The sequence below is a fragment of the Pirellulales bacterium genome, from assembly GCA_035939775.1.
In the GTDB taxonomy this organism is placed as follows: Bacteria; Planctomycetota; Planctomycetia; order Pirellulales; family DATAWG01; genus DASZFO01.
On record DASZFO010000377.1, the window covers coordinates 1 to 11,708 of the forward strand.

Here is an 11,708-nt window from a genome sequence, read left to right on the forward strand (position 1 = left end):
CTGGCGGCGATCCAATTGCTGTTCTCGGGCGGCCAACCTTGCCGCCTGGCCTTCAATGTCGGCCTGACGGTTGGCTCCCCATTGCTCCAGTTCTTGCTTCTGATGCTGAATCCGCTCGCGCTCGGCCTCCAACCGGGTGGCCAGCATTTCGAGGTCCTGTTTCTGACCGGCGATCTCGGCTCGCTCCAACCTATATTGCTCGGCGAGCTTCCCGCGGATTTGGGCCAGCGACTGGCTGAGCGCAGCCGGCGGTGCAACGCCCATCATCTGCGCCCAAAGCTCATCGGTGGCTAAACGCAATTCGAGCGACTCGCGCTGCGTGCGGATCACTTCCGCGCGAAGCTGATCGACCGCGGCGGTGCGCCGTTCGAGATGCTCGGCTCGGGCCTTGATCGCGTGGAGCTTTTTTTCCAGTTCCAGCTCGGCTCGGTCGTGGGCTTGGGCCGCCTCGCGGCGCTCGGCGTCGCAGCGATCTTGCCACGCACGCCGATCGGCGTCGAGCTGCTGCCGCGCTCCGTCGAGTTCCGATTGGCTATCGCACAGCAATGCTTCGGCCTCTTCCAAGTTTTGTTCGCGCTCGCGAAGCCGCGCGTCGAGTTGTTCTTGTTCGGCGGCAGAGCGAACCAGCGCGGCCGAGATGGCGGCGTTTTCCGTTTCCTGACGGTCGAGCGCCGAGCCGCGCTCGTCCAGCTCGCGCTGCCGGCTGCCGAGCGCTTCGTTCTGGCGCCGCAAGTCGGTCTTGATCCGCTCGCGAGATTCGGCCTGCTCGCGATCGGCGCGAGCCAGCGCTTCCTCTTTTGCGGCAATTTCAAGTTCGCGGCGAGCGATTTCGGCCTCCCGCTCGGTCAACTCCTGTTGCCGCTCGCGGAACCAGAGCCGCGCGTTGCGCGAGCCGTTTTCATGCTGCGCCAGTTGAGCGTGCAAATCCGCCTCGCGGCGGTCGATCTGCTCCTGCTGCGCCCGCAGATGGTCCGCCAACTGCTCGGCTTGAAGCTGCAACTGCTCGGCGGCCCAGGAAGAGGCCGGCGTCTCAAAGCCGACGGACTCGCCGACAGCGACTGTTTCCCGAACCGTGGCCGCTTGGCGCGCCTCGCCACTCTCCTCCGGCTCGGGCAGCACTGCGTCCACGCCTTCCGGAGCGACCAGGATCACATGTGGCGGATCGATCCGCGTCTGCATCGTCGGCGCGCCATGATCGGTGTCGAATTCGGCGGATTCTTGTTCGAGATCGGACATCGCGGAGATCGGAGGTCAGAGATCGGAGGTCGTTAGCCCCTTGGCTTGCCACGGCATGGCGGCGCCAACAGTCGGTCGTTAGCCGGTTCGCTTGCGAACCGGAATGTTCCGAGATCGAAATAGATGCATTCGCTGTCTGTCGCCCAGCGTCGCTGCTAGCATCGCTAGCGGCGTCAAAGCTTATCCAGCCTCCATAATCGGCAAACTGCAATTCACAATTGATTCCAAATGAGCAGCCTGAGAAAACTTCAGTGAAAGTGCCTGCACCGACGCTGGCGGCGTCGGCCACGACGCGCGATGTTCGTCGCATGTAGGAACACAATGGTATCGGGGAAAAGCAAGATTCTCAGGGATATAGTGGACAAAAGTATATTGATCGCTATAATCGGGAGAGACGGTCGCGTGATGGAGGAAACGGCCTGAGAATTCGAGGTGTTTTATGGAAACCCCGGTCAAGCAGTATTTGAGCACAACGGCCGAGGAAACAGCGTTGGTGTCGGGTGCGCGTCGGATTGGCGAGTTGATGCCGGCGGTACTAGCCCGGCATGGAATTGATCCGCTGGCGGTGCGAGAGCGAGGGAATGGTCGGACGCTGGTGGTCGTGCATTCGGCCAACGCGCCGGCGGGAATTGCGGAGTTGCTGGCGACCGTGTGAGCGGGGCATCCGGCGGCGGACGCCACCGGCTCGCCATCGGTCCGTCAACCTGCCGACTGCCTCCTGCCCACTGCCCACTGCCACCTGACCTCAGGGCCATCTCGGCTCGCGCTTCTCGAGAAAGGCGGCCAGGCCTTCGGCGGCGGCTTCGGTCGTGCGGGCCGTGGCGCTGACCGCAGCCCCGGCGGTGAGCATCGTCGTGAGATGTTCGCCGACGGTCTCGTTCAACATTCGCTTGGTGAGGAGAAGCGCCTCGGGAGCGCAGGCGGCGCATTGGGCGGCGATTTCGTTCGCCCGCGGCCAGAGATGATTGGCATGGACAATCTCGTGATAAAGGCCAATGCGATGCGCCTCGGCGGCCGGGATCGTTTGAGCCGCGAGGAGCAGATAGGCGGCCCGGCCGGCCCCGATGCGAAAGGTCAATAGCGGCGTGACCATCCCCGCCACCAGCCCGCGGCGCGGCTCGGGCAGCCCAAAGCTCGCGGCTTCAGTCGCCAGCACGATATCGCAAGCGAGCACTAGCCCCGCCCCGCCGGCCATCGCCGGCCCGCTGACTGCGGCGATGAGCGGCTTAGGGAAGCGGAGCATCATTTCGATCAGATCGCGATAGGCGGTCGAATCGGTGTGCCATTGGGCCAGCGCGTCCGGGGCTTTGCTCGTGCTCTGCATCTCGGCCAAATCCATTCCGGCGCAAAACGCGGGACCGGAAGCCGCCAGCACCACCGCTCGCACGCTCCGTTTCTGATGCAGGTCGCCCAGCGCATGCACCAAATCGGCCAGCAAGGCCCGCGACAGCGCGTTGCGCTTCTCGGGACGATTGAGGATGATCGTGCCGGTGTGCTCGTGGACGTGGAGTTTGATGAGTGACATAGGCCTCAATCGACTGCGAGCATTTCCGCGAGATTCTTGGGGGCAGGGAGTTCGAGTTCGAGGATCGCGGTGCCGAGGAGCTTGCCTTGGGTGTCGATTCGCAGCGATAGGCTTGCTCCGCCGGCGAGCGCATCGTAGAGCATGAAGTTGAGCGCACCGATCCGCGGCAACTCGAAGCGCTCGACCCGGCTGGCGCCTAGCGCGCGAAAAAACTCGGCAACGCGATCGGCCGTCAGCTCGCGACGCAGATACTCGAACCCAGCCGGCGTGTAGGTTACCACGCCAATGTTGGCGTGGTTCCCCTTGTCGCCGCTGCGGGCGTGAGCGATTTGGCCAAGAGTGATGGGTTCGGCGGAGGCCACAAGTTTTCGACAGGATTAACAGGATTAGCAGGATTGTTGTCAGCACCTGTTGTAACGCAACTGCAACGGTTCTCAAAGACGCTTGAGAAGCCTCGGATGGGGTGTTAGAGTCGATAAAATGAAGACTCACGCCGTTGGAATCGACTTAGGGACGACTAACTCCGTCGTCGCCTACCTGGACGACAAAGGCAAAACGCAGGTCGCCCGCAATACCGAGGGGGACGTGCTGACGCCCAGCGTCGTGCTGTTCGAGGATTCCGAAGTGATCGTCGGCAAGGAGGCGAAGAAGGCGACCGCGATCAAGTCCGGAGCGATCTCCGAGTTTGTCAAGCGCGATATGGGCAAGGAGTTCCACTCGCGGCCGATCCACGGCGAGAAGCTGCGCCCCGAGGTGATTCAAGCCTGCATTCTCAAGAAGCTCAAGGACGACGCGATCGCCACGCTCGGCACGAATTTCGAGGCCGTGATCACGGTGCCCGCCTATTTCGATGAGCCGCGCCGGAAGGCAACCGCCGACGCCAGCGAAATGGCCGGCCTGAGCGTGCTCGACATCGTGAACGAGCCGACCGCCGCCGCCCTCTCGTTCGGCGAAAGCCTCGGCTATCTCACGGTCGAAGGAGAGCCGCGCGAGCCGATGAAGGTGCTCGTCTACGATCTGGGCGGCGGAACGTTCGACGTCACGCTGCTCGATCTGAAGCCGGGCGATTTGCGCACGCTCGCCACCGATGGCGACGTGCAGCTCGGCGGACACGATTGGGACATGCGACTGGTGGACTACTGCGCCGAGCAATTCATCAAGCAACACCATCTCGACCCGCGGCAAAGCCCGGCCTCGCTGGCGGCGCTGCTGGCGGCGGTCGAGGAGGCCAAGCACACGCTCACTGCCCGGCCGAAGGCGGCCGTCACGGTCCGCCACGGCGGGCACACGATCGAGCTGCCGATCACGCGCGAGCAATTCGAGGAGTTGACCGAAGACCTGCTCGAACGGACCTCCTACACCACGCGACAGGTTCTGGCGGCCGCGAAGCTCTCATGGAAAGACATCAGTCGCGTCTTGCTGGTCGGCGGCTCGACGCGGATGCCGATGGTGTCGCGGATGATCGAGCAACTCACGGACCTTAAGCCCGACCACACGGTGAACCCCGACGAGGCAGTAGCCCGCGGCGCGGCGATTTTCGCGGGCTACGTGCTCCGCCGCCGCGACCCGAACGCCAAGCCCTCGTTCAAGGTGGTCGATGTCAATGCGCACAGCCTCGGGATCGAAGGGATCGATCAGCGGACGATGCGCAAGGAGAACATCGTTCTCATTCCACGCAACACGTCGCTGCCGGCGAAGGTGACTCAGAAGTTCGTCACCAAGGTTGAGGACCAACTGTCGATCGTCGTGCAGGTGCTCGAAGGGGAGAGCAAGATTCCCTCGCAGTGCTCGGCGATCGGGCGGGCCGTGCTTCGCAATTTGCCCGACCATCTGCCCAAGGGTTGGCCTGTCGAGGTCACGTATGAGTACCTCACGAACGGCCGGCTCGACGTGCAAGCGAAACTGCCGGGCACCAGCCGAGGAGTGGAGTTGGAATTACAGCGCGAGCAATCGCTCACCAGCGAGCGGATCGGGCAGTGGAAAAAGGTGATCGCCGAGGCGCAGGGGTTCGACGCGTTCGAGGGGATGCTCGACGAAGTGATGCACGCGCACCGAATGGATAAAAAAGCGGCGATCAAAGCCGCGGCCACGGTCCCGACCATAACGAAACCGTCCGGCGAGTTGCTGTCGGAAGACGATTTGTCGGCTGCGGGTCAAGCCTTTGCTCAAGTGCAGGCGGAAATCGGAGGCGCGAAGGCCGACGAACGCTCGGCGGCAAAGCCCGCCGCGAAAGCGGGCGCCGCGGGCGGGGGCAGCGATAAGAACAGCACCAAGAGCGCAGAAAGGATGGGAGCCGCCGAAGCGCGCGGCGGAGCGAAGGCCGCCCCGGCGACCCGCCCCGCCGCGAAACCCGTCGCGGCGCCGGTTCGCGCCAAGGATGCCGCGGCAGCCAGTAAATCCGCGCTATCCGGAAAGCCCTCCGCCGCGTCGGACTCCGCCGAGAAAAAGGGCGGCAAGACAGCGCTGCCACCCGCAGTAAAATGGCTGATGACCATTGTCGCGATGTTGCTCGTGTCGGCGATAGCACTCCTGGTGGCCGTCTACCTCGTTGCTTGGTTCACCAATCAGGGCAACTTACTCCCATTCAACCTCCCGGGGCTGCCGCCGAAGAAGGTGCAAAGAGCAGCGTGGTTTGATCGCCGCCCCGCGAACACTGAGAATCGCCCATCGTTCAACCCGGAGCCAGCGGAGACGGATCACGACTTGGAGGCGCCCGTCGCCGTTGGCTCCGGGTTAAACGAGATTATTGAGAGGTTCGACATTCGACATTTAAGGGCTTTCGCGTGACTCAGTCCTCGATCCTCCGAAAGTCCCCTGCCGTCGGCATCGACCTCGGCACGACCTACTCCGTCGTCGCCTATCTCGACGACACGGGCCGGCCGATGACAATCGTCAATTCCGAGGGAGACTTGATCACCCCGACCGCCGTGCTTTTCGACGGGGAGACGACCGTCGTCGGCAAAGAGGCGATCAAGGCGATTGCCTCCGAGGCCGATCACGTCGCCATGTGCGCCAAGCGCGATCTGGGAGAACGAGCGTTCCATCGCGTGATCGAGGGGCATCGCTACCCGCCCGAGGCGATCCAGGCCTGGGTGCTCAACAAGATCAAGCGCGACGCCGAGCGGCAACTGGGACCGATCGCGCGGGTGGTGATCACCGTGCCGGCCTATTTCGATGAAGTCCGCCGCAAGGCCACGCAAGACGCCGGCTTCATGGCCGGCCTCGAGGTGATCGATATCATCAACGAGCCGACCGCCGCGGCCGTGGCTTTCGGCTTTCAGCAAGGCTTCTTGAACGCTCAAGGGACGGCCGCGAAGCCGCAGAAAATCCTCGTCTACGATCTCGGGGGCGGGACGTTCGACGTCACCGTGATGGAAATCAACGGCACGAACTTCAACGCCTTGGCCACCGACGGCGACGTCCGGCTCGGCGGCCAGGATTGGGACCAGCGGATCGTCGATTTCGTGGCTGAGGAATTCATCCGCCAGCACAAGATCGATCCGCGCGATGATCCGAACGCGGCCGGCCGGCTGTGGCGCGAATGCGAAGACGCCAAGCGCACGCTGTCGCTCCGCAACAAGGCGGCCGTCAGCTACGACTACAAAGGCGTCACCGTGCGAACTGAGATCACCCGCGAAAAGTTCGAGGAAATCACGCACGACCTGCTCGATCGCACCCGCTTCACCACGCGGCAGACGCTTCAGGCCGCTGGCTGCACCTGGGACAAGATCGACCGCGTGTTGCTGGTCGGCGGCTCGACGCGAATGCCGATGGTCCGGGCGATGCTCAAGGAGATTTCCGGCAAGGACCCCGATGCCTCGGTCTCGGCGGATGAAGCGGTGGCCCACGGGGCGGCGCTGCACGCCGGAATTCTCCTGGCCCGAACGCAGGGCAATCGCGTGCCGTTCAAGATCAAGAACGTCAACTCACATAGCCTCGGCGTCGTGGCGACCGACGGCAAGACGGGCCGCCAGCGCAATGCCGTCCTGATCCCGCGGAATACGCCGCTGCCGGTAGCCGCCAAGCGGGTCTTCAAGACGCAAAAGGTCAATCAGCGCTCGATCCTCGTGCAGATCGTCGAAGGAGAAAGCGCCTCGCCCGAGGATTGTTCGCAACTCGGGAAGTGCATCGTTCGCGATCTGCCGGAAAATCTAGCGGCGGGCACGCCGATCGAAGTGACATTCCGCTACGCCGAAAACGGCCGCTTGGCGATCACCGTGAAGGTGGCTAAAAGCGACAAGGAACTCCAACACGAAATCACCCGCGAAAACAGCTTAAGCGCCGAGCAGCTCGACACCTGGCGACAATACATCCTCGGCGCCGCCGGGCACCCGCTGCCAGTAGACGAAGCGAAGTGAGAAGTGGGTCGAGTTGGCAGGAGGCAGAGTACTCTCTCGTTAGCCGGTTCGCTTGCGAACCGAAGCGTGCAACGCGGCGGCATCGAACAGAGAATCCAAAATCCATTTCCCGCCTCACGCATATCCATTCGCCCTAAACCACTGCCAAGCCGTCTCGGCGGCTTCGCGGGCCGGGCGCGGGCGATAGCCGAGTTCCGCGGCGGCCCGAGCGTAGGAGTAGTGGTGCTCGAGGCGCGACATCGCCACCGCCGCGCTATTGAGATTCGGCTCGCGGCCGGTGAGCCAGCCGCGCAGATCGCCGAAGTGTCCATAGACCCAGAGCCCCGGCGGCAGGGCTTTGCGCCACGGTGGACGCACGCCGATGATCTTCGCGAACAAGCTCCAGGCCTCGAGGAACGACATCGGCTCGCCCCCGAGGATGTATCGGCGGCCGCGCGTTCCGCGATCGAGCGCCGCCACGATTCCCGCGGACACGTCGCGGACGTCGCAGAAATCGTTCCCGCCGGGCGGCGCCAGCCTTCCCCAACCGGTTGCCAAATCCAATAGCATCCGCCCGGACGACGGCTTCCAATCCCACGGGCCGAGCATGAATGCGGGATTAACGATTACCGCGTCAAGCCCCGCCTCGACCTTTTCGAGAACAACGCTTTCCGCTTCGCGCTTGGTGACGACATACGGGCAGGCGACCGTTTCTTGGGCCGGAGTCTCTTCATCGGCGGGCATTTGGCGAGTGCCGAGCCCCAGCGTGTTGACGGTCGAGACGTAGCACAGCCGCGCGCCCTCGACGCGCGCCGCCTCGGCCACGTTACGGGTCCCCTCGACATTGATCGCTCGCTGCGAATCGAGCCCCTTCCAGCCGATATGCACCTCGGCTGCCGCATGCACGATCCGAGCGGCGCCGCGACACGCTTGCCGGATCGTCTCGGGCTGGCGAACGTCACCGTGAGCGATCTCGACCGGGAGTCCGTCGAGGCAGCGAATATGATTCCCATTTCGCGCCAACACGCGAACCGCGTCGCCGCGCTCGACGAGCAGGCGAACCACGTTGTTCCCTACCAAACCAGTCGCGCCGGTGACGAGCGTGAGCATGTTCTGTCCCCCGAAGATAGCCGTCGGTAATCGCGCGCTTTCCGCTAATAGCGCGGATTTTCGCCGTCGTCGACGGCACCGGATTCCGGTGGATTGATCGTTGAGACTACAGAATTTGGATTGTACTGTCCATGACGCTAATTGCCTCTCCAGACGAGTCTAGCGGGCATTACGACGCTCCGTTGCGCGAACGCGCCGTTTGGCCAATTGCCCATCCATGTGAGTCAGGCGCGACCAATCCCGCCGGCGATCTCACATGGTGCGCCCGCCCGCGCGGTGGACGGAAAGATCCAATTTAGCCTCTTTAATCTACGTCCTCGACATCAAACCACCCATTCCCTTGTCATTCGGCCACGTTTTCCGAATGCAAGCTGGATTGGCACATGAACTGCTTATGCTAGGTGCCCCTAACCACACGCGGGAAGCGAACGTCGCTCCGAGGGAGGGAACATGTCTCAAACAGGAGGATCCAACGATGCGAAGCACGATTATCGGTGTCGCAATCACACTAGGCGCGACGCTGGCCACAAGCGGCGCCTTTGCCCAACGAGATGGTGGAGTGGCAGGAGGAGCGGGAAATCTCAGCGCGGGAGCCAACGCCGCTGGCAATTCCAACGTCACGGCCCCGAATACGAACAACCCCAGCTTGCCGGGCCCGAACGCGAAGGAAGGCCAGCCGGGCAATCGCGGCGAGACTGACAATCGCGCGCGAACCGACCAGCGCGGGCAAGCGGACTATGGCGATCAATCGAACCAAACCGGCCGCCGCGATGAGCGAGCCGAAGACCGCGACCGGGGCGAACGCCGCGATCAAGACGACAACCATTGGCGGTATCGCTACTTTAACGGCGTCTGGTGGTATTGGCTCCCCAATAACCATTGGGTGTATTGGAGCAATAACGCCTGGCAGGACTATAACCCAGGAACAGCTAGCTCCACTTACGAAAACGATCAGAACGGCCGGTCCATCCGTTATCGGTCGGGCTATCGCGGCTTCGCGGAACAGAACCAGCGTCAGGGAACCAACGCCGAGAATCGCACCGACGTTGGCCGCTTGGACACCAACCGCCGCGACCTCGATGCGAACCGTAACGATACGAACGCCAATCGCACCGATCGCGATTCGAACAAGTCTGGTAGCGATGCGAACCAAATCATCGGCGGCTCGGACCAGAACAAGCCGGATAACAGCCGGCAAGGCAACGATGCCAACAAGAACGCAGGGGGCGATTCGCCGCACCGCGATCAGGACGCCAATCAGCGCGACTCGAACTCGCGCCCGGCGGAAAGCGGGCCCAAGAGCGGGAAGTAACCCCGAGTAAAACAGTCCGATCGGCATGGAGGCAAGTCCGGCGGCCCTATCGGAGATAGAGCCCGCCGGATTTTTTTTCGCGGGAAGCGATCCATACGCAATCGGCCCGACGCTCCAAAGATGGAAGCCGAAGGTGCTCGTCGCTTGCAGCTCAGTCTAGTGAATATCAACAGCTTCGGCACGCCGGTTGCAAGCATCTATGTTGGTCGTTTGATACTGAAGTCGGGGTGGGATTGGGCCGCGCCCCGTTCCTTACATCCGGGAGGACCTAGTCATGTTATATTGGGCAGCCGTATTCTTCGTGGTGGCGATTATCGCCGCCGTATTTGGCTTTGGCGGCATCGCGGTCGGCGCCGCGGAGATCGCTAAGGTACTGTTCTTCGTGTTCCTGGTGCTGTTTGTCATCAGCCTCGTGTTCGGCGGACTGCGCCGAGGCCCGATGGTGTAGAACCCGCCAAGGTTCCCGCCGGGACAGTCCCCATTTTGCGCGAGCCGCGGCGCAAACTGGGGACATCCCCTTACTTCCAGGCGGTTTTGCGAGACATTCGTACGGAAAGGAGACCCGATATGCCGTTTCATCGCGAACAAGAATTTGATCGGGCGGATGAGCAGCTCACGCGGCAGGAATTGATCGACCGCCTCAACGACGATCTCCGCCGCGAGTTTCAGGCGATCATCGCCTATACGGTCTACTCGCAGGTGATCAAAGGCGCGGAATATATGAACATCGCCGCCGAGTTGGAGAAGCATGCCGGCCAGGAATTGCAGCATGCCCTGATCATCGCCAAGCAGATCGATTACCTGGGCGGCGAGCCGGTCGTCGAGCCGATGCCGGTGCGGACTTCGTCCGAGCCTGAGGAAATGCTCCATTTCGATCTCGAAAACGAGAATGAAACCGTGCGCCACTATCGGCAGCGCGTCCGCCAATGCGAAGCACTCGGCGAATACGCGATGGCCGAGCACATCCGGCAAATCCTGATGGACGAGCAAGAGCACCAAATCGACCTGGCCACCGCGCTAGGCATGGAAGTGCCCGAAGTCAGCACGCCGCAAGAGCAGGCGTGACCGGCGTGACGGGTGGCGCGATGCAGGGCGACGACGGGTGTGGCACTGGCCAGCGAAGTCGGCCAGTGCCGGCCCGACGCACTCGCGAGATCAGGCCGCATGAAGTCGGCAATCGAACAGGAGCAAACCGAGGTAATGGAGTTCGCAATTCGGATATCAAGCTCCGTTTCGTCCGTTGTCTACTGTTCCTGAAAAACTGGCTACGTCGGTGGTGGTCAAGCGGTTGCATCGGGCTATTTCTGGCCATTTTCTTGCCGGCCCCGGTCGCACCCGCTAGGATGGCGCTTGTTGCTTGAAGCGCCCAGTCGGCGTGCGTGCTTTGGCCCGTCATAACGAAAGGGATCGATCATGCCCACACGACTTCGCGCCGTCGTCCGTTGCGTCTTATTGGCCGGAGTGATCGCGCCGCCGCTCGCTCTCGTCGCGCTGGCCGCGGACGCGCCGTCGGACGCGAAAAAAACCGCGCCCGATGTGCAGCCGGCCAAGCACAGGGTCTGCGGCACGTTCCTAATCCACGCGACGGAGCCGGCGATTTGGCCTGCCGAGAACAAACTTGACCTCGCGCAATTCGAGTTCTATAAGCGCAATGTGGCGGCAATCGTGAAGAGTTCGGTTGTGATCGACAAAGCCCTCGAGGACAAGGGCATCCAAGCCTCGCCGCTCATCAAGCAGCATGGCGATAAGGCGGCCGACTGGCTGGCGGATCAGATTGCGGTCGAGTTCCCTGGAAACGGCGAAATCATGACGGTTTGCATGGTGGCCGAGAACGACAGTCAAGTCCGTGAAACGCGCGATATGTTGAACGCGGTGATGGAGGGCTTTATGAAGGCATTCGTGTATAAGGAGCGAAACGACAAACTCGGCCGGTATGACGACCTCGACAGAAAGTTTCGAGCATACAAACAAGAGGTGCTGGACAAACAGCGGCAATTATTTGATTTAGTACAAGCCGTCGGCGACAAGGGCGCGGTCGCCCTTCCGCAATGGAAAATCGCAGAACTTAAACAGTTGGCATTGGAGGCGCGCCGCGCGGAAATACAAGCCGAACTGCAAATCGCCCGGACGCGACACAAACTCGAGGGACTGGCCGATTCGTCGTCTGAATTCAAGACCGTCAAGGCGG

11 protein-coding genes are annotated in these 11,708 nt (G+C 62.4%); 7 read left to right on the forward strand and 4 right to left on the reverse strand.

Annotated features, from left to right (window positions below):
* Positions 1-1,236: hypothetical protein (locus tag VGY55_24885; GenBank protein ID HEV2973226.1), on the reverse strand; the 1,236-nt coding region annotated here is incomplete at its 3' end.
* 439 nt (positions 1,237-1,675) lie between these two features.
* Between VGY55_24885 and VGY55_24890 the strand changes: the two genes are divergently transcribed.
* A complete protein-coding gene (locus VGY55_24890; GenBank protein HEV2973227.1) occupies positions 1,676-1,891 on the forward strand; it encodes a hypothetical protein in 216 nt (71 codons plus the stop codon).
* 90 nt (positions 1,892-1,981) lie between these two features.
* Here the strand turns inward: VGY55_24890 and VGY55_24895 are convergent, their stop codons facing one another.
* Positions 1,982-2,761: an enoyl-CoA hydratase/isomerase family protein gene (locus tag VGY55_24895; GenBank protein ID HEV2973228.1), complete on the reverse strand. Its 780-nt coding sequence runs from the start codon at positions 2,759-2,761 to the stop codon at positions 1,982-1,984.
* A 5-nt stretch (positions 2,762-2,766) separates the two neighbouring features.
* The gene (locus VGY55_24900) at positions 2,767-3,123 is read right to left on the reverse strand and encodes a hypothetical protein (GenBank protein HEV2973229.1); all 357 of its coding nucleotides are present in this window, start codon (positions 3,121-3,123) and stop codon (positions 2,767-2,769) included.
* 118 nt (positions 3,124-3,241) lie between these two features.
* On the opposite strand from VGY55_24900, the gene VGY55_24905 reads away from it, so the two are divergent.
* Together VGY55_24905 and VGY55_24910 are read left to right on the forward strand one after the other, a co-directional pair.
* Positions 3,242-5,548 carry an Hsp70 family protein gene (locus tag VGY55_24905; protein ID HEV2973230.1) on the forward strand — a complete coding sequence of 769 codons (2,307 nt, stop codon included), beginning with the start codon at positions 3,242-3,244 and terminating at the stop codon, positions 5,546-5,548.
* A complete protein-coding gene (locus tag VGY55_24910) occupies positions 5,545-7,119 on the forward strand; it encodes an Hsp70 family protein (protein ID HEV2973231.1) in 1,575 nt (524 codons plus the stop codon). The genes VGY55_24905 and VGY55_24910 overlap by 4 nt, the downstream gene beginning before the upstream one ends.
* A 114-nt stretch (positions 7,120-7,233) precedes the next feature.
* Here VGY55_24910 and VGY55_24915 read toward each other — a convergent pair whose 3' ends face one another.
* Entirely contained in the window at positions 7,234-8,208 is a 975-nt protein-coding gene (locus VGY55_24915; GenBank protein ID HEV2973232.1) for an NAD-dependent epimerase/dehydratase family protein, read from the reverse strand.
* A gap of 475 nt (positions 8,209-8,683) precedes the next feature.
* Between VGY55_24915 and VGY55_24920 the strand changes: the two genes are divergently transcribed.
* The 4 genes from VGY55_24920 to VGY55_24935 all read left to right on the forward strand — a co-directional run.
* Positions 8,684-9,520, forward strand: a complete 837-nt coding sequence (locus VGY55_24920) for a hypothetical protein (protein HEV2973233.1) — start codon at positions 8,684-8,686, stop codon at positions 9,518-9,520.
* 274 nt (positions 9,521-9,794) lie between these two features.
* Positions 9,795-9,968: a DUF1328 domain-containing protein gene (locus tag VGY55_24925; GenBank protein ID HEV2973234.1), complete on the forward strand. Its 174-nt coding sequence runs from the start codon at positions 9,795-9,797 to the stop codon at positions 9,966-9,968.
* 119 nt (positions 9,969-10,087) lie between these two features.
* Positions 10,088-10,585, forward strand: a complete 498-nt coding sequence (locus VGY55_24930) for a ferritin-like domain-containing protein (GenBank protein ID HEV2973235.1) — start codon at positions 10,088-10,090, stop codon at positions 10,583-10,585.
* Positions 10,586-10,933: 348 nt separating this feature from the next.
* The coding region (locus VGY55_24935; GenBank protein HEV2973236.1) for a hypothetical protein at positions 10,934-11,708 on the forward strand (775 nt) is incomplete at its 3' end.